The 16,936-nt window shown below is 68.2% G+C and carries 16 protein-coding genes; 11 read left to right on the top strand and 5 right to left on the bottom strand.

The window, feature by feature from the left end:
- Positions 1-20: 20 nt before the first annotated feature.
- From lolD to ACFPFG_RS25000, 3 genes are all read right to left on the bottom strand, one after another.
- Entirely contained in the window at positions 21-737 is a 717-nt protein-coding gene (gene lolD / locus ACFPFG_RS25010; protein WP_013800885.1) for a lipoprotein-releasing ABC transporter ATP-binding protein LolD, read from the bottom strand.
- Complete coding sequence (locus ACFPFG_RS25005; protein ID WP_026062761.1) at positions 730-1,983, bottom strand: lipoprotein-releasing ABC transporter permease subunit; 1,254 nt, start codon at positions 1,981-1,983, stop codon at positions 730-732. The genes lolD and ACFPFG_RS25005 overlap by 8 nt, the downstream gene beginning before the upstream one ends.
- Before the next feature lie 61 nt (positions 1,984-2,044).
- Positions 2,045-2,515: a MarR family winged helix-turn-helix transcriptional regulator gene (locus ACFPFG_RS25000; RefSeq protein ID WP_380110335.1), complete on the bottom strand. Its 471-nt coding sequence runs from the start codon at positions 2,513-2,515 to the stop codon at positions 2,045-2,047.
- A 179-nt stretch (positions 2,516-2,694) separates the two neighbouring features.
- Between ACFPFG_RS25000 and ACFPFG_RS24995 the strand changes: the two genes are divergently transcribed.
- From ACFPFG_RS24995 to ACFPFG_RS24965, 7 genes are all read left to right on the top strand, one after another.
- Complete coding sequence (locus ACFPFG_RS24995) at positions 2,695-3,717, top strand: tripartite tricarboxylate transporter substrate binding protein (RefSeq protein WP_197955285.1); 1,023 nt, start codon at positions 2,695-2,697, stop codon at positions 3,715-3,717.
- 44 nt (positions 3,718-3,761) lie between these two features.
- Positions 3,762-5,087 (top strand): sulfatase family protein, encoded by a 1,326-nt coding sequence (locus ACFPFG_RS24990; RefSeq protein ID WP_380108711.1) that lies wholly within the window; start codon positions 3,762-3,764, stop codon positions 5,085-5,087.
- 66 nt (positions 5,088-5,153) lie between these two features.
- Positions 5,154-6,152: a phosphoglycerate mutase gene (locus ACFPFG_RS24985; RefSeq protein ID WP_380108710.1), complete on the top strand. Its 999-nt coding sequence runs from the start codon at positions 5,154-5,156 to the stop codon at positions 6,150-6,152.
- A gap of 10 nt (positions 6,153-6,162) precedes the next feature.
- Positions 6,163-7,881 carry a single-stranded-DNA-specific exonuclease RecJ gene (gene recJ, locus ACFPFG_RS24980; RefSeq protein ID WP_183019976.1) on the top strand — a complete coding sequence of 573 codons (1,719 nt, stop codon included), beginning with the start codon at positions 6,163-6,165 and terminating at the stop codon, positions 7,879-7,881.
- Between the two features lie 94 nt (positions 7,882-7,975).
- Positions 7,976-8,656 carry a CsgG/HfaB family protein gene (locus tag ACFPFG_RS24975; RefSeq protein WP_183019977.1) on the top strand — a complete coding sequence of 227 codons (681 nt, stop codon included), beginning with the start codon at positions 7,976-7,978 and terminating at the stop codon, positions 8,654-8,656.
- Positions 8,653-9,027 carry a DUF4810 domain-containing protein gene (locus ACFPFG_RS24970; RefSeq protein WP_183019978.1) on the top strand — a complete coding sequence of 125 codons (375 nt, stop codon included), beginning with the start codon at positions 8,653-8,655 and terminating at the stop codon, positions 9,025-9,027. The genes ACFPFG_RS24975 and ACFPFG_RS24970 overlap by 4 nt, the downstream gene beginning before the upstream one ends.
- 1 nt (position 9,028) lies before the next feature.
- On the top strand, positions 9,029-9,691 hold the full coding sequence (locus tag ACFPFG_RS24965; RefSeq protein ID WP_197955278.1) for a DUF799 domain-containing protein: 663 nt from the start codon (positions 9,029-9,031) through the stop codon (positions 9,689-9,691).
- Between the two features lie 58 nt (positions 9,692-9,749).
- On the opposite strand, the gene ACFPFG_RS24960 is transcribed toward ACFPFG_RS24965, so the two are convergent.
- Positions 9,750-11,534 (bottom strand): methyl-accepting chemotaxis protein, encoded by a 1,785-nt coding sequence (locus ACFPFG_RS24960; protein WP_380108707.1) that lies wholly within the window; start codon positions 11,532-11,534, stop codon positions 9,750-9,752.
- 212 nt (positions 11,535-11,746) lie between these two features.
- Between ACFPFG_RS24960 and ACFPFG_RS24955 the strand changes: the two genes are divergently transcribed.
- Both ACFPFG_RS24955 and ACFPFG_RS24950 read left to right on the top strand, forming a co-directional pair.
- A complete protein-coding gene (locus ACFPFG_RS24955) occupies positions 11,747-12,610 on the top strand; it encodes a 3',5'-nucleoside bisphosphate phosphatase (protein ID WP_183019981.1) in 864 nt (287 codons plus the stop codon).
- Positions 12,611-12,635: 25 nt separating this feature from the next.
- A complete protein-coding gene (locus tag ACFPFG_RS24950; RefSeq protein ID WP_183019982.1) occupies positions 12,636-13,280 on the top strand; it encodes an L-threonylcarbamoyladenylate synthase in 645 nt (214 codons plus the stop codon).
- A gap of 87 nt (positions 13,281-13,367) precedes the next feature.
- Here ACFPFG_RS24950 and ACFPFG_RS24945 read toward each other — a convergent pair whose 3' ends face one another.
- A complete protein-coding gene (locus ACFPFG_RS24945; protein ID WP_183019983.1) occupies positions 13,368-14,696 on the bottom strand; it encodes a methyl-accepting chemotaxis protein in 1,329 nt (442 codons plus the stop codon).
- A 176-nt stretch (positions 14,697-14,872) separates the two neighbouring features.
- Here ACFPFG_RS24945 and ACFPFG_RS24940 point away from each other — a divergent pair, with 176 nt between their 5' ends.
- Together ACFPFG_RS24940 and ACFPFG_RS24935 are read left to right on the top strand one after the other, a co-directional pair.
- Positions 14,873-15,550: a site-2 protease family protein gene (locus tag ACFPFG_RS24940; RefSeq protein WP_013800873.1), complete on the top strand. Its 678-nt coding sequence runs from the start codon at positions 14,873-14,875 to the stop codon at positions 15,548-15,550.
- Between the two features lie 75 nt (positions 15,551-15,625).
- Positions 15,626-16,918 carry a tryptophan--tRNA ligase gene (locus ACFPFG_RS24935; RefSeq protein ID WP_183019984.1) on the top strand — a complete coding sequence of 431 codons (1,293 nt, stop codon included), beginning with the start codon at positions 15,626-15,628 and terminating at the stop codon, positions 16,916-16,918.
- The last annotated feature ends 18 nt before the right edge of the window (positions 16,919-16,936 follow it).

Below are 16,936 nucleotides of genomic sequence, written 5' to 3'. Positions count from 1 at the left end.
TCCAGACTCAGGCCTGCCGGTCAGGCCAATTGGCCCTGCACCAGGCGCACCATGCGGTCGCAGCGCGCCGCGAGTTGCTCGTCGTGGGTGACCATGACGAAGGCCGTGCCATGGCTGCGCGCCAGCTCCAGCATCAGGCGGAACACGGTGTCGGCCGTGCTGCGGTCCAGGTTGCCGGTGGGCTCGTCGGCCAGCACGCAGGCCGGCTGCGTGACCAGGGCGCGGGCAATGGCCACGCGCTGGCGCTCGCCCCCCGACAGTTCGGCCGGACGGTGCAGCATGCGTTCGCCCAGGCCCACGGCGGCCAGCATGCGTGCGGCGCGCTCCATGCACTCGGCCCTGTCGTCGCGGCGTATGCGCAGCGGCATGGCCACGTTGTCCTGGGCGCTGAATTCGGGCAGCAGATGGTGGAACTGGTAGATGAAGCCCAGGTGCCGGTTGCGCAGCGCGCCCTGCTTCTGGGCGCTGAGTTCATGCAGAGGCTCGCCCTTGAGGGTGACGCTGCCGCTGGTGGGAGCGTCCAGCCCGCCCAGCAGGTGCAGCAGCGTGCTCTTGCCCGAGCCCGAGGCGCCGACGATGGCCAGCGTCTCGCCCGCGCGCACCTGAAGGTCCACGCCGGCCAGCACCTGCACGTTGAGCCGTCCTTCGGCAAAGCGCTTGGTCAGTCCGCGCGCATCCAGGACCACGGCGCCCTGCTGGGACACTTCGAAACCGGGCATCACATTCACTTCATTCATAGCGCAGCGCCTCGGCGGGGTTCACGCGGCTGGCGCGCCAGCTGGGATAGATGGTGGCGACAAAGGCCAGCACCAGGGAGATCACGGCGATGGGCATGATGTCGCTGTACTGCGGATCGCTGGGCATCTTGCTGATCAGGTAGATGTCCTTGGGCAGGAAGTTGGCGTGCAGCAGGCGCTCGATGGCCGGCACGATGACATCGATGTTGAACGCAATGCCCAGGCCCAGCAGCAGGCCCGCGAAGGTGCCGATGACGCCCACCATTGCGCCCTGCACCATGAAGATGCCCATGATGCTGGACGGCGAGGCGCCCAGCGTGCGCAGGATGGCGATGTCGGCGCGCTTGTCGGTCACCGTCATCACCAGCGTGGACACGAGGTTGAACGCGGCCACGGCGACGATGAGCGTGAGGATGATGAACATCATGCGTTTTTCCAGCTGCACGGCCGCGAACCAGGTGCGGTTCTGCTGGGTCCAGTCGCGGATCAGCAGGCGGTCGGTGATGGTGTGGGCCAGCTCCATGGCCACGCGCGGCGCTTCGTGCAGGTCCTTGAGCTTCAAGCGGATGCCGGTCGGCCCTTCCAGGCGGAACAGGCGCTGCGCGTCCTCGTAATGCATCATCACCAGGGCCGAGTCGTATTCGTAGTGGCCGGAGTCGAAGGTGCCGGCCACATGCATCTGCTTGAGGCGCGGCACCACGCCGGCCGGCGTGACCTGGCCGCCCGGGGCGATCAGCGTGACCATGTCGCCCTGGCGCACGCCCAGCGAGCGCGCCAGCTCCACGCCCAGCACCACGTTGAACTCGCCGGGCACCAGGCGCTTGAGCACCTCGGCATTGGTGGCGGCCACGTCGGTGACCTCGCCCTCGCGCGCCGGATCGATGCCGCGCACCAGGGTGCCCTTCATGTCCTCGCCACGCGCCAGCAGCGCCTGGGCCGCGACGAACGGGGCGGCGCCCAGCACGTCAGGGTTGGCGCGCGCCTCGCGCATGGTGCGCTCCAGATCGGGCAGCGCCGCGCCCTGGGGCGCGAAGATCTCGATGTGCGAGACCACGCTGAGCATGCGGTCGCGCACTTCCTTCTGGAAGCCGTTCATCACGCTGAGCACGATGATCAGCGCCGCCACACCGAGGGCGATGCCGAGCATGGAGACGCCGGAGATGAACGAGATGAAGCCGTTGCGTCGCGTGGCACGCCCCGCCCGGGTGTAGCGCCAGCCGACGGCCAGTTCGTAGGGAAATTGCATGGGCATGCATTGTGTCATCGCCCGCAGGCCCTGCATGGCGGCAGGCTTTGCCGTCGGCGTGTCAGCGCCGGTGCCGTCCGCGGTCCACACGCGGCAGGGCGTCGTAGCGGCCCTCCGCCTCCAGCGTCAGCGCATGGCGCTGCAGCCTGGCCAGCAAGGTATCGAATTGTGCGAGTTCCTCGTCGCTGAGCACGGACACCAGGTCCAGATGGATCTGGGCCATGCGCGGCAGGATCAGGTCGTACATGCGCCGCCCCTCGGCCGTCAGCGACACGGCCACGCGGCGGCGGTCGCCGGGCATGGGGCTGCGCTGCACCCAGCCCTTTTCCTCCAGTCCGCTGAGGGCGCGCGAGGTGCGTGCGCGGTCCAGCTGCGCGCGTTCGGCCAGCTCCGACGACAGCAGGCCCTCGTTGGCGGCCACCGTGGCCATCACGCCCCACTCGCGGCGCGTGATGCCGAAATGCGCCTCGCACATGCGCATGGCCACGCCGCCCGCCGCGCCGAAGTAGCGGTTGATGCGAAACAGCAGCATCTGCTGGATGGAGGAGGGAGCGGGACGGGTATTCACGGGGAACAGTTGATTAGATCAATTGCTGCGGGGACTTCTACAGTGGCCCCGTCCGGAAAGGAGACAACGGGAGCCACCGTCCGGAGCCGGCCTGGGGATTCTCGCAAAGCCCGGCGCCCCCGCAGCGCAGAAAGTTCGCCACCATGTTTTCCCTGTTCCAAGCCACCCATGCCACCCATGCCTTGCGCAGCCCGCTGCTGCGGGCCGGCCTGGCCCTTCTGCTGGGCCTGGGCTCCGGCGCCGGCGCCCGGGCCGATGCGGCCGCCGATGCCGCGGCCTGGCCCGCCAAACCCGTGCGCATCGTCGTCGCCTTCGCGCCCGCCGGCGCCGCCGACATCCTGGCGCGCAGCCTGGGCGAGGTGCTGCAGCGTGAACTCAAACAGCCCTTCGTCGTGGACAACCGGCCCGGCGCGGGCGGCAACATCGGCACCGACAACGCGGCCAAGGCGCCCGGCGACGGCTATACGCTGCTGGTCGGCATAGACACGACCTTCACCGTCAATCCCTTCATCTACAAGAGCATGCCCTTCAAGGGCACGGACCTGCGTCCCGTGATGATGATTGCCTCGCAGGGAATGATGGTGGCCGTCAACCCGCGCACCGGCCTCAGGACCCTGGACCAGTTCATCGCCCAGGGCAAGAGAAGCGGCCTGACGCTGGGCTCGGCCGGCTACGGCACGCCGGGCCACCTGGCCTCGGCCATCCTGACCCATGCCACGGGCGCCAAGGTCAGCCACGTGCCCTACAAGGGCAACGCCCCGGCCAGCACGGCCGTGCTGGCCGGCGAGGTGGACGGCGGCATCATCAGCTCCTCGGCCATGCTGGGCCAGGTGGCGGCCGGCAAGGTCGTGCCGCTGGCCGTGACCACGCGCCAGCGCAACCCGCTGGTGCCCGGCGTACCCACCGTGGGCGAGCTGGGCCACAAGGATCTGGAGCAGGAAGTGCTGTTCGCCCTGTGGGTACCTGCCGCCACGCCCGAGCCCCTGGCCGCAAGAATCCAGTCCGCGCTGGAAAAGGCCATGAAGGATCCGGCCCTGCGCGAGCGCATGCGCGCCAACGACCTGTTCTACGAAGGCCTGACCGGCCAGGCCGCCGCCGAACGCATACAGGCGCTGGCCGACCGCTACCGGACCGTGATCCAGTCCACCGGAATGAAGATGGAATGAGCGCCGCCGCTTCCCGCCCACGCCCCTGCACAGAACGCATTTCCATGTCCCGTCCCAACATCCTCTTCATCGTGGCCGACGACCTCGGCTATGCCGACCTCGGCTGCTACGGCGGCCGCGCGGCCGACTTCGGAGCGGTGTCTCCCGTGCTCGACCGCCTGGCCGCCGGCGGCCTCAGGCTCATCCAGGGCTATGCCAACTCGCCCGTGTGCTCTCCCACGCGCTTTGCCCTGGCCACGGCGCGCTACCAGTACCGCCTGCGCGGTGCGGCCGAGGAGCCCATCAACAGCAAGACACGCGGCACGCCGCTGGGCGAGAAGCTGGGCCTGCCGCCGGACATGCCCACCGTCGCCTCCATGCTCAGGGATGCGGGCTACCGCACGGCGCTGATCGGCAAATGGCACCTGGGCTACCCGCCGCACTTCGGCCCGCTGCGCTCGGGCTACGAGGAATACTTCGGCCCCATGTCGGGCGGCGTGGACTACTTCACCCACCTGAGCAGTTCGGGCCAGCACGACCTGTGGGTGGGCGAGGAGGAACACCATGACGAGGGCTACCTGACCGACCTGCTGTCGCAGCGCAGCGTGGACTTCGTCCACCGCATGGCCCAAGGCGATGCACCCTTCTTCCTCAGCCTGCACTACACGGCGCCGCACTGGCCCTGGGAAACGCGCGATGACCGCAGCACGGCCGAGGCGCTGGGCGCGGGCATTGCCCACCTGGACGGCGGCAACATCCACCAGTACCGCCGCATGATCCACCACATGGACGAAGGCATAGGCTGGATCGTCGAGGCGCTGCGCGCCAACGGGCAGCTGGACAACACCCTCATCGTCTTCACCAGCGACAACGGCGGCGAACGCTTCTCCGACAACTGGCCCCTGGTCGGCGGCAAGATGGACCTGACCGAGGGCGGCATACGCGTGCCCTGGATCGCGCACTGGCCGGCCGTGATCGCGCCGGGCCGCAGCAGCCCCCAGCACTGCATGAGCATGGACTGGTCGGCCACGGTGCTGGATGCCGCCGGCGTGCAGGCGCCAGAGGGCCATGCGCTGGACGGCATCTCGCTGCTGCCCGTGCTGCGCGCCGAAGATGCCGAATTCCCGCGCACCCTGCACTGGCGCATGAAGCATCGCGGCCAACGTGCCCTGCGCGACGGCGACTGGAAGTACCTGCGCGTGGACGGCATCGACTACCTGTTCGACCTTGCCGCCGACGAGCGCGAGCGCGCCAACCAGGCAGCGCGCGCGCCCGAGCGTCTGGCCGCCATGCGCAGCGCCTGGGAAGACTGGGACCAGGGCATGCCGCCCATCCCCGAGGACGCCACGGTCAGCCTGGTCTCTTCAGCCCGGGACATGCCCCAGCGCTGAACCGCGCTCCAAGGGGAAAAACGAAGGCGCCGGCACTGCGGCACCCCATGCCCGACAATAGCGGCCATGCTTTTGACCGCGCCCCTGGTGTCCTCCACCCAAGCCCCGCTGGGGGAAACGACCGAATGGATCATTCCCTATGCCGGCGGTCCGTCCTCGGATGCAGCGGATGACGCTGCCGTCGCGGCTGTCTGGGGCGGACTGGAGCTGCCCCATCTCCAATCCCTGCTGGCGCTGATGCAGCCCGCGCCCGCACAGACCGGCACGGAGATGGATTTTTCTCCCCCCCACGAACGCGCCCTGGCGCGCTCGCTGGGCCTGCCCGATGCACCGGGCCGGATTGCCTGGGCCGCCTGGCAGGCCGGTGAGACGGCGCAGGCCTGCGCCTATGTCACGCCCTGCCACTGGCACATAGGCGCAGACCAGGTCCACCAGAGCGATCCCGCCACCACACCCCTCAGCGATGAGGAATCACGCCAGCTGCTGGCCCTGCTGGCGCCCTGGTTCGCTGACGACGGCATCGTGCTGGAGTACCAGCAGCCGCAGCGCTGGCTGGCGCGCGGTGCGCTGTTCGATGGCCTGGCCACGGCCTCCATGGACCGCGTCATCGGCCGCGACGTGCGGCCCTGGCTGCCCGATGCGCAGCAGGCGCGCGCCCTGCACCGCCTGCAAAGCGAGGTGCAGATGCTGCTCTACACCCATGTTTTCAACGATGCCCGCGCCGCGCGCGGCCAGGTGCCCATCAACGCCTTCTGGGTCCACGGCGCCGGGCGCCTGCAGCCCGGCACGGCCACCGGCGCCAAGGCCGCCGTGCAATGCCTGGACGACCTTCACGCCGCAGCCCTGCAGGGCAACCCCGCTGCGTGGCGCGAGGCCTGGAAGGCGCTGGACGCCGGGCTCATCGCCCGCCTGCTGGAGCGCGTGCGCGCAGGCCACCCGCTCAAGCTGACGCTGTGCGGCGAACGCCATGCCATCGCGTGGAGCAGCCGCCCGCCGCGCTGGCTGGACAGGCTGACGGGCCTCTTCGGCCCCCGCGCCCTGCCCGATCTGGGCCGCATGCTCTGACACATTTCCCATGAAAATCATCCCCCGCGAGATCCCTGCACAGCAGGCCTCGGCACTGCGCCAGGCCGGCGTCCACCCGCTGCTGGCCCAGCTCTACGCCGCGCGCGGCGTGTGCTCCGCCGACGAACTGGAAGACACGCCCGCGCGCCTGCTGCCACCCTCGGGCCTGCTGGGCATGGAGGCCGCCGTGCGGCTGCTGGCCGACGCCATAGAGCGCGGCCTGCGCCTGTGCATCGTGGCCGACTACGACTGCGACGGCGCCACTGCCTGCGCCGTGGGCTGGCGCGGCCTGCGCATGCTGGGCGCGGCCCACGTCAGCTACCTGGTGCCCGACCGCGTGGTGGACGGCTACGGCCTGACGCCGCCCATCGCACGCCGCGTCAAGGAAACCGGCGCCGAGGTGATGGTCACCGTGGACAACGGCATTGCCAGCGTCGAAGGCGTGGCCGAGGCCAAGGCCCTGGGCCTGCAGGTGGTCGTCACCGACCACCACCTGCCCGGCAACCACCTGCCGCTGGCCGATGCCATCGTCAACCCCAACCAGCCCGGCTGCAGCTTCGAGAGCAAGTCCATGGCCGGCGTCGGCGTGATGTTCTACGTGCTGCTGGCCCTGCGCGCCGAGCTGCGCACGCGCGGCCGCTTCGACAAGGCCAGCCAGCCCCGGCTGGAGGCCCTGCTGCCCCTGGTTGCCCTGGGCACCGTGGCCGACGTGGTCCGGCTGGACGCCAACAACCGCCGCCTGGTCGCCCTGGGCCTGAAGCAGATCCGCCGTGGCCAGATGCAGCCGGGCCTGCTGGCCCTGTTCGAGGCCGCTGGCCGCAAGGCCTTTGCGGCCACCACCTTCGACTTCGGCTTTGCCCTGGGCCCGCGCATCAATGCCGCAGGCCGGCTGTCCGACATGACCATCGGCATCGAGTGCCTGACCACGGACGATGCGGGCCGCGCCGCCAACCTGGCGCAGATGCTGGACGCCATCAACCGCGAACGCCGCGAATTGGAAGGCGGCATGCGAGAGCAGGCCCTGCTCATGGCCGAAGGCCTGTGCGAGGACGGCATGACGCCGCCGGCCGCCATCAGCGTGTTCGACCCGGATTTCCACGAGGGCGTGGTCGGCATCGTGGCCTCGCGCATCAAGGACCGCATGCACCGGCCCAGCTTCGTCTTCGCGGCCAGCGGCGCGCCGGGGCACGAGCATGAACTCAAGGGCTCGGGCCGCTCCATTCCGGGCTTTCACCTGCGCGACGCGCTGGACCTCGTATCCAAGCGCCACCCCGGCCTGCTGCTGCGCTTTGGCGGCCACGCCATGGCGGCCGGCTGCACCATTGCCGAGGCCGGTTTCGCGGTATTCGAGAAGGCCCTGGCCCAGGTGGCCCAGGAATGGCTGGACGCAGCCACGCTGACGCGCCGTATCGAAACCGACGGCCCGCTGGACCCGGATTTCCGCAAACCCGAAATGGTCGAGCAACTCAATCTCGCGGTCTGGGGACAAGGCTTTGCACCACCGACCTTCAGCGAACAGCTGGAAGTATTGTCACAGCGCCTGGTCGGTGAAAAGCACCTGAAACTGCAATTGCGCCATCAGGGCGAAACCGTGGACGGCATCTGGTTCGGCCATACCGACCCGCTGCCGCCATCGGCCTGCATTGCCTTTCGCATGGATATCAATGAATGGCGCGGAGAGCGCAAGGTTCAGTTCCTGATAGAGGGCGTGCATTCGGATGCGTCCTAGACGTCATTGCGGCGATTCAAACCACAGTCAGGTACCATCCCCGGCTTTGCAACAAATTATTGCAAATTCATTCCAATAAACGGGGAAACCATTCATGACTTCTCGCATCTGGCCATGCGCGGCCATTGCCATCACCTTGGCCGCAGGCCTTTCCGGCTGCTCCACCACCGAGCAATCGCGCACGCTTGAAACAGCCAAGCCCGCTTCTGCATCCAGCCCCTATCAAGGCCCGCGCAGCCCCATTTCCGTGGGCAAATTCGACAACCGCTCCAGCTTTCAACGCGGCATTTTCTCGGACGGCGTCGATCGTCTCGGCGGCCAGGCCAGGACCATCTTGGTAACCCATCTGCAGCAAAGCGGCCGATTCAGCGTGCTGGACCGCGACAACATGTCCGAGACCCGCCAGGAAGCGGGCTTCAACAGGCAGGAGCAGTCGATCAAGGGTGCGACCTATGTCGTGACCGGCGACGTGAGCGAATTCGGCCGCAAGGTGGTCGGGGACCGCCAGTTCTTCGGCGTGCTCGGCCGTGGCAAGGAGCAGGTGGCCTATGCCAAGGTCAGCCTGAACATCGTCAGGGTGCAGACCTCCGAAGTCGTCTATTCGGTGCAGGGTGCCGGCGAATACAGCCTGTCGAACCGCGAAATCGTGGGATTCGGCAGCACGGCCGGCTATGACTCCACGCTCAACGGAAAGGTACTGGATCTGGCCATCCGCGAAGCCGTGGACAAGCTGGCGGCCGGCATTGACAGCGGCGCATGGAAGCCCGCGCAATGAAGCGCCCCGTCCATTCGGCAACGGCCCTGGCCGCGCTGGCCGTTTGCGCCACGTTGGCCGGCTGCGCCGCGCCGCGCCAGCCGCTGTATGCCTGGAATGACTACCAGCCCCAGGTCTACCAGTACCTCAAGGACGACGGCAGTACCGGCGCCGAGGACCAACTGCTCAAGCTGGAAGAGACCCGCCTGAAGGTGCAGGCCGAGGGAAAGGCGCTGCCGCCCGGCTACCGCGCCCATATGGCCATGCTCTATTCCCGGACCGGCAACAACGAAAAAACGGTGGAGCAACTGGCCGAGGAAAAACATCATTTCCCCGAGTCCGCCATCTTCATGGACACGCTGCTGCAAACCTTCACGGCCCGCAAGAATTGACATGCGCCTGACCGACCACATCAAGACCCTGGCACTTGCCATGACCGTGGCGCTGACCGGGTGCGCCACCACCGCTCCCTATGACTATTCGGCGCTGCGGGCATCCAAGCCTGCCTCCATCCTGGTCATGCCTGCGCTGAACCAGTCCCCGGAAGTGAATGCACCGGCGGGCGTGCTGTCCCAGATCACGCTGCCGCTGGCCGAGGCCGGCTACTACGTCCTGCCCGTGGCTGTCACCGAGGAAATGTTCCGCCACAACGGCATCGTCAGCGCCGACGACGCCCAGGAGCTGCCCGTGGCCAAGCTCAGGGAAATCTTTGGCGCCGATGCGGCCCTGTACCTGAACATCCGCAACTACGGCACCAGCTATGCGGTGATCAGCAGCGCCTCCGTGGTCACGCTGGAGGCCAGGCTGGTGGACCTGCGCACCGGTACCCAGCTGTGGGACGGCAGTGCCACGGCCTCCAGCGCCGAAGGACAAAGCTCAGGCGGCGGACTGGTCGGCATCCTGGTGACGGCACTGCTCAACCAGATCCTGGACACCATGAACGACCGCAGCGTGCAGATCGCCTCCATCGCCAACCAGCGCCTGCTGTCGCCCATGGCGCAGCGGGGACTGCTGCCAGGCCCGCGCTCGCCCGACTACGGCAAGCCGCGCAACTGACGAAGGCCTGCAGGCCGGCGCTGACTTGCACGCCGGCCTGCATCCCCGCTCCTCCCGCTCAGAAGGTCTCCCAGTCGTCATCCGCCCCGGCCTTGGCCGCTGTCCTGGCGGGTGCCTTCGCCACGGGCTGCTGGATCTGGGGCGTCGGTGCATTGCGCACGGCGGGCGCTGGACGTGCGGGCGCCGCAGGCGCAGGGCGCACCGCAGCAGTTGCACCGGTTGCACCGATAGATGCCGGCCGGCGTGCCGCTGCGGTGGCTGGCACCTGTGCCCTGGCCGGCGCCAGTGAGCTGCCCTCCTGCCCCAGCTTGAACACCGCCACCACCTCGGACAGGCGCCGCGCCTGGTCCTGCATGGCCAGCGCAGCCGCGCTGGATTCCTCGACCAGGGCCGCGTTCTGCTGGGTCATCTGGTCGAGCTGGGTCACGGCCTGGTTGACCTGGCCGATGCCGTCGCGCTGCTCGGTGGACGATGCCGTGATCTCGCCGATGAGGTCGCTGACGCGGCGCACGCTGGAGACGATTTCCTCCATGGAACGCCCCGCCTGCTCCACCTGCTTCGAGCCCGACTGCACGTTGTCCACGCTGGTGGTGATCAGCAGCTTGATTTCCTTGGCGGCCTCGGCGCTGCGCTGGGCCAGCGAGCGAACCTCGCCCGCCACCACGGCAAAACCCCGGCCCTGCTCGCCCGCGCGGGCCGCTTCCACGGCGGCGTTCAGCGCGAGAATGTTGGTCTGGAAGGCAATGCCGTCGATCACGCCGATGATGTCGGCGATCTTGCGGCTGCTGTCCGTGATCTGCTGCATGCTGGTGACCACCTGGGCCACCACGGCACCGCCCTGCTCGGCCGCCTGTGCGGCCGTGGCCGCCAGCTGGTTGGCCTGGCGCGCCGTGTCGGCCGACTGGGTGACGGTGGCCGTCAGCTCTTCCATGCTGGCCGCCGTCTCCTCCAGGTTGGCCGCTGTCTGCTCGGTGCGCGAGGACAGGTCCTGGTTGCCGCTGGCGATCTGGTTGGAGGCCGTGGACACGGACTCCACGCCAGAGCGCACTTCGCCCACCACGCCGCGCAGCCGCTGCGCCATGCCGTTGAGTGCGCCCAGCAGATGGCCCAGTTCATCGCCCCGGCTGCTTTGCACCGAGCCCGTGAGGTCGCCTGCGGCAATGCCGTCGGCCAGGGCCACGGCCTGGTCCAGCGGCCGCGTGATCGACCGCATGATGGCCACCCCCATGAGCAGGCCCAGGACCACGATGACCGCACTGGCCAGCGCGCCGATCCAGTACGCCTGGCGCCGATGGGCCACGCCTTCCTCGCGCCCCAGCTCGCTTTGGCGCTCCAGTTGCTGCACGAAGGCCTCCTGCGCGCTGTTGTAGCGCTCGGCTGCCGGGCGCAGCTGCTTTTCAACGATGTCGAACGTGGTGGCGAAATCGCTGGCCTTGCGCGCCTCCTGGGCTGCCGAGTTGGCCTTGAGCGTCTCGCGGCGCTCGGCCGCCACGGTGTCCAGCGCCTGCTTGGACTGCGTGCCCAGTTGCAGATCGCCCACCTGCTTTTGCAGCACGTTGATGCGCTCTATGCCCTTGCTCATCAACGCGCGCTGCTGCGCGGCCAGCGTCTCGTCGGGCGACATGGCCGCGACGATGGAACGCTCCACGCTCATCTGCGTCAGATGCCGCCACTCGCGCGCCAGCGTGGCGCCGCTTTGCGCGGTCATCACATCGGTGTTGATCTTCTCGTTGACCCCGTGCAGATAGACCAGGATGCCGCCGTTGACCACCAGCATGCTCACCAGCAGTCCCAGCACCAGGGCCCACAGCTTCTGGGCGACCGTGATTTGATTCAGATTCATGGAAAAACCGATCTTTTTTATAACAATGCCGGAGCAAGGCCATGGCGCCCCTGCCGCCCATCGCTCCGGAAACCATTCTTGTCCACCCTTGACGGCGCCTGGCTGATCATCGTCATGCATCCGTCACTATTGAGCCCTGTTAACCCGCACTCAGGGAAGTCCCCCAGCCGCACTGCCCGGCTCGGAAAAGCACCGACACCTACAATGGACCGGTGCCCAAGTCCTATCTGAACGCCGACCTGCATAGCCACTCCGTGGTCTCGGATGGAACGCTGACGCCGGAGCAACTGGCCGAACGAGCCGCCTCCCGGGGCGTGCAGCTGTGGGCGCTGACCGACCATGACGAAGTCGGCGGCCAGCACCGCGCCGCCGCCGCTGCGCGCGCCTGCGGCATGGACTACCTGACGGGCGCCGAGATCTCGGTGAGCTTTGCAGGTGCCACCGTGCACATCGTGGGGCTGGGCTTTGACGCGGACGACCCCGCCCTGCTCGAAGGGCTGCACGCCACGCGCGACGGGCGCGGCCCACGCGCCCGCGAGATGGCCCGCCAGCTGGAGCTGGCCGGCATCGAAGGCAGCTACGAAGGCGCGCTGCGCTTCGCCGGCAATCCCGGCCTGATCTCACGCACCCATTTCGCACGCTTTCTCGTGGAATCCGGCCGCTGCCGCGACACGGGCGAGGTGTTCCGCCACTACCTGACCGAAGGCCATCCCGGCTACGTGCCCCACACCTGGGCGCGCCTGGCCGACGCCGTGCGCTGGATCACGCAGGCCGGCGGAGTGGCGGTGATCGCCCATCCGGCCCGCTACGCGCTCACCGCCAACGAGGAATACGCGCTGTTTTCCGAATTCAAGGCCCATGGCGGCCAGGGCGTCGAGGTCGTCACCGGCAGCCACCGGCCCAGCGAATACGCCATCTATGCCGACATGGCGCGCGAGTTCGGCCTGGCCGCATCGCGCGGCAGCGACTTCCACAGCCCCGAGGAATCGCACACCGATCTGGGCGACCTGCCCTACCTGCCGGGCCAGCTGACGCCGGTATGGGAATTGCTGGGCGAGCGCATACAGCTGGCCTGAGCCCCTCCCGCCAACAACGCACACCATGGTCCTACGCTTCGAAGCCCACCCCGACAATCCCCAGCCCCGTCTCATCAAGCAGGCCGCCGACATGCTGCGCCAGGGCGCCATCCTGGCCATTCCCACGGATTCCAGCTACGCGCTGGTCTGCCACCTGGACGACCGCCCTGCGGTGGAGCGGCTTCGCCGCATCCGGCAGATCAACGACAAGCACCATCTCACGCTGCTGTGCCGCGACCTGTCTGAACTGTCCAGCTATGCGCGCGTGGACAACCGCCAGTACCGCCTGCTCAAGCTGGCCACGCCGGGGCCGTACACCTTCATCCTGGAAGCCTCCAAGGAAGTGCCCAAGCGCCTGAGCCATCCCTCGCGCAAGACCATCGGCCTGCGCGTGCCGGACCGCAAGGGCACGCAGCTGCTGCTGGAGCAACTGGGCGAGCCGCTGATCGCCACCACGCTGATCCCGCCGGGCGAGACCGAGGCCTTGCACGACGCGGACGCCATCCTGGAGCGCTTTCCCCACGAGCTTGACGCCATCGTCGATGCAGGCGCCTGCCCTTCGGAGCCGACCACCGTGATCGACCTGGTTCCCATGGCCCTGGGCAATCCACCCACCGTGGTGCGGCAAGGCCGGGGCAGCCTGGAAGCCTTGGGCCTGGAGATGGCCTGAACACGGCCACACGCCGCCACACGCCGCACAAAAACAAACGCCGGACATGCCCGGCGTTTGTTCTTGGAAATTGCCGCAGGCAGCCGCTCAGTGCTGTGCCCACTCCAGCGGCCGGGCAGCGGGAACGGGAGCGCGCTGCACAGGCCTTGTCGCGGCTGCGGACAAGGCCGAGGCCGGCGCCATCGATGGCCTGTCCTGTATCGTCGGCGCACCAGTAACCGCAGCCTCCTGCGGTTCGTCGTCGAGCTTGAAGGCACCCACCGCCTGCTCCAGATCCTGGGCGCGCTCGCTCAACGCCGAGGCCGCACGCGAGGCCTGCTGCACCAGGGCGGCGTTCTCCTGGGTGGCGCTGTCCATGTGGCCCACGGCGGCGTTGACCTGGGCAATGCCCTCGCTTTGCTCGCGCAGCGCCTGCGACATTTCGCCCAGCAGGCCCGAGACCTGGCCCACGGCGCCGACAATCTCCTGCATGGTGGCGCCCGCCTGGTTGACCAGGCCCGCGCCGCTTTCCACCTGGCGCACGCTGGTGGTGATCAGTTCCTTGATCTGCTTGGCAGCCTCGGCCGAACGGCCGGCCAGGCTGCGCACCTCGCTGGCCACCACGGCAAAGCCCCGGCCCTGCTCGCCCGCACGTGCCGCCTCCACGGCCGCGTTCAGCGCCAGGATATTGGTCTGGAAGGCAATGCCTTCGATGACCTGGATGATGTCCACGATCTTGCGCGAGCTGCCGCTGATGGCCTCCATGGTCTGCACCACCTCGCCCACCACGGCCCCGCCGCGCCTGGCGGTGGACGAGGCATCGACGGCCAGGCCGCTGGCCGAATGCGCGCGGTCGGCGTTCTGGCGCACGGTGGCGGTGAGCTGTTCCATGCTGGCCGCCGTCTGGGCCAGCGCCGAGACCTGGGCCTCGGTGCGGCGCGACAGGTCGGAGTTGCCGGCGTCGATCTCGCCGGCAGACAGGCCGATGGAGTCCGTGGATTGCTTGATGCGGCCGACCAGCTCGGTCAGCGTGTCCTCCATGGTGCCCAGCGCGCCCAGCAGGCGGCCGAAGTCACCCTGCAGCTCGGTAGAGAACTCCTGGCTCAGATCGCCGGCCGCCACCGTTTCGGCAATCAGGATGGCCTGGCCCAGCGGCTGCACGATGCCGCGCCGCAGGCTGAACCAGGCCACCAGGGCCAGTGAGCAGACGGCCGCCCCCAGGCCCAGCACCCACCAGCGCGTGTGCACCAGCGCCTGCTCGGCCACCGTGGTCGCCCCTCCGGCCGCCAGCGCCTGTTCGGCCTGCCCCAGTGAAAACACCGTGACCGCCATCATCGTGAACACCAGCAGATTGATACCGCCGAACGCAATCACCAACCGCCAGCCTATCGGCAGCCTGCCCAAGCCCAGTACGCCCACGTGCCACCTCTTGTACATATGGCCCGAGGGCCTTGGTGAAAAACCTGTTGAGGAAACCATCTCATCGGTGTTTCATTTTGCAACACAGAACCGGGCATTGCCAATCTGCGGGAAACCACCATATCCACGCGGCCAGAGCGCAGCGCACGGGCTCTGGCGGCTGCCTGCGGCAAGGGTGGCCAGCGTCTGAGACAATGCCCGCCGTGGACATCTCCAACCTCATCCAGACCGTACTCATCTACGCCCTGCCCGTGCTCTTCGCGATCACGGTGCACGAGGCGGCCCATGGCTATGCCGCGCGCCACTTCGGCGACAACACGGCCGCCATGATGGGACGCATCACGCTCAACCCCATCAAGCACATCGACCCCATCGGCACCATCCTGATGCCGCTGCTGCTTTACTTCGCCACCTCGGGCGCCTTTCTGTTCGGCTACGCCAAGCCCGTGCCCGTGCGCTTCGACCAGTTGCGCAACCCCAAGCGCGACATGATCTGGGTGGCCCTGGCAGGCCCGGCCTCCAATTTCGTGCAGGCCCTGCTGTGGGGCGTGCTGCTGGTGGTTCTGGTGGGATCGGGCGTGGGCGAGCGCTTCTTCATTGAAATGTGCCGCGCCGGCATCCTGGTCAATCTGGTGATGTGGGCCTTCAACCTGTTTCCACTGCCGCCGCTGGACGGTGGCCGCATCCTGGTCGGCCTGCTGCCCTGGCGCCAGGCGCAGTGGGTGGCGCGCATCGAGCCCTGGGGCTTTTTCATCGTCATGGGCCTGGTCATCGCCGGCGTGGTCGGCAGCCTGTGGCTGCGCCCGCTGATGGACCTGGGCTACGCCGTGATCGACTTCGCGCTGACCCCGCTGATCGCGCTGCTGCGCTGAACGTGCTGCAGAACGGCCCACCGGCTGTCTCTGCGGCTCCCTGTTTTTCTCTCTTGCCTGTCGAAGTCTCCCGTCATGAGCACCATCCGTTTCCTCACCGGCATCACTCCCAGCGGAACCCCGCACCTCGGCAACTATGCCGGCATGCTGCGCCCGGCCATCGCGGCCAGCCGCTCGCGCGAGGTCGAGAACTTCTACTTCCTGGCCGACTACCACGCCCTGATCAAATGCCAGGACCCGGCACGCGTGCAGCGCTCCACCATCGAGATCGCGGCCAGCTGGCTGGCGGCCGGCCTGGACCCCGAGCATGTGACCTTCTACCGCCAGTCCGACATTCCCGAGATCCCCGAGCTGTGCTGGCTGCTGACCTGCGTGACCGGCAAGGGCCTGCTCAACCGCGCCCACGCCTACAAGGCGGCCGTGGACAAGAACCATGCGGACGGCACCGAGGCCGATGACGGCGTGACCGCCGGCCTGTTCATGTACCCCGTGCTCATGGCGGCCGACATCCTGGCCTTCAACGCGCACAAGGTGCCTGTGGGCCGCGACCAGGTCCAGCACATCGAGATGACCCGCGACATGGCCTCCAGCTTCAACCACATCTACGGCGGCGAGTTCTTCACGCTGCCAGAGGCGCAAGTCGAGGAGAACGTGGCCACGCTGCCCGGCCTGGATGGCCGCAAGATGAGCAAGAGCTACAACAACACCATCCCGCTGTTCTCCTCGCGCGAGCAGCTGCGCAAGCTCATCGGCAGCATCACCACCGACTCGCGCACGCCCGGCGAGCCCAAGGAAGTCGAGGGCTCGGCCCTGTTCCAGATCTACCAGGGCTTTGCCAGCGAAGAGGAAACCGGGGCGCTGCGCCGCCAGTACGCCGAAGGCATTGCCTGGGGCGATGCCAAGCAGCAGCTGTTCGAGCGCATCGACCGCGAGCTGGCACCCATGCGCGAGCGCTACGAGCACCTGGTGGCCCATCCTGCCGAGCTGGAGGACATCCTTCAGGCCGGCGCCGCCAAGGCCCGCCGCGAGACCCTGCCCCTGATCCGCGAACTGCGCTCGGCCGTCGGACTGCGCAGCCTGGCACAGGCCCCCGTGGCCGCCAAGGCCAAGGCCGCCAGGCAGGCCCTGCCCCAGTTCAAGCAATACCGCGAAGCCGACGGCAAGTTCTACTTCAAGCTCGTCGCCGCCGACGGCCGGCTGCTGCTGCAAAGCCTGGGCTTCGACGCACCCAAGGAAGCCGGCCAGGCCATCGGCCAGTTGCAAAGGGAAGGCGAGGCGGCCCTGTCCGCACTGCAGCCCCGCCTGCAGCCCGCAGACCCCCAGTTGGTGCTGGCCGCCCTGCAACAACTGCGCGATGCCGCAGAGTAAGGGTAAGCTTCGCTTGAG

The organism is Delftia deserti, assembly GCF_042653485.1.
Classification (GTDB): Bacteria; Pseudomonadota; Gammaproteobacteria; order Burkholderiales; family Burkholderiaceae_C; genus Comamonas; species Comamonas acidovorans.
This window is presented reverse-complemented; position numbering and strand designations above follow the sequence as displayed.

Bases quoted from the DNA above. Each gene is read 5' to 3' on its own strand.
- ACFPFG_RS24975 (WP_183019977.1), top strand. From the start codon at position 7,976: ATGACTTCTCGCATCTGGCCATGCGCGGCCATTGCCATCACCTTGGCC.
- ACFPFG_RS24960 (WP_380108707.1), bottom strand. From the start codon at position 11,534: ATGAATCTGAATCAAATCACGGTCGCCCAGAAGCTGTGGGCCCTGGTG.
- ACFPFG_RS24995 (WP_197955285.1), top strand. From the start codon at position 2,695: ATGTTTTCCCTGTTCCAAGCCACCCATGCCACCCATGCCTTGCGCAGC.
- ACFPFG_RS24935 (WP_183019984.1), top strand. From the start codon at position 15,626: ATGAGCACCATCCGTTTCCTCACCGGCATCACTCCCAGCGGAACCCCG.
- ACFPFG_RS24990 (WP_380108711.1), top strand. From the start codon at position 3,762: ATGTCCCGTCCCAACATCCTCTTCATCGTGGCCGACGACCTCGGCTAT.
- ACFPFG_RS24940 (WP_013800873.1), top strand. From the start codon at position 14,873: ATGCCCGCCGTGGACATCTCCAACCTCATCCAGACCGTACTCATCTAC.
- recJ (WP_183019976.1), top strand. From the start codon at position 6,163: ATGAAAATCATCCCCCGCGAGATCCCTGCACAGCAGGCCTCGGCACTG.
- ACFPFG_RS24985 (WP_380108710.1), top strand. From the start codon at position 5,154: ATGCTTTTGACCGCGCCCCTGGTGTCCTCCACCCAAGCCCCGCTGGGG.
- ACFPFG_RS25000 (WP_380110335.1), bottom strand. From the start codon at position 2,515: ATGCTGCTGTTTCGCATCAACCGCTACTTCGGCGCGGCGGGCGGCGTG.
- ACFPFG_RS24970 (WP_183019978.1), top strand. From the start codon at position 8,653: ATGAAGCGCCCCGTCCATTCGGCAACGGCCCTGGCCGCGCTGGCCGTT.
- ACFPFG_RS25005 (WP_026062761.1), bottom strand. From the start codon at position 1,983: ATGCAATTTCCCTACGAACTGGCCGTCGGCTGGCGCTACACCCGGGCG.
- ACFPFG_RS24945 (WP_183019983.1), bottom strand. From the start codon at position 14,696: ATGTACAAGAGGTGGCACGTGGGCGTACTGGGCTTGGGCAGGCTGCCG.
- ACFPFG_RS24965 (WP_197955278.1), top strand. From the start codon at position 9,029: ATGCGCCTGACCGACCACATCAAGACCCTGGCACTTGCCATGACCGTG.
- ACFPFG_RS24950 (WP_183019982.1), top strand. From the start codon at position 12,636: ATGGTCCTACGCTTCGAAGCCCACCCCGACAATCCCCAGCCCCGTCTC.
- lolD (WP_013800885.1), bottom strand. From the start codon at position 737: ATGAATGAAGTGAATGTGATGCCCGGTTTCGAAGTGTCCCAGCAGGGC.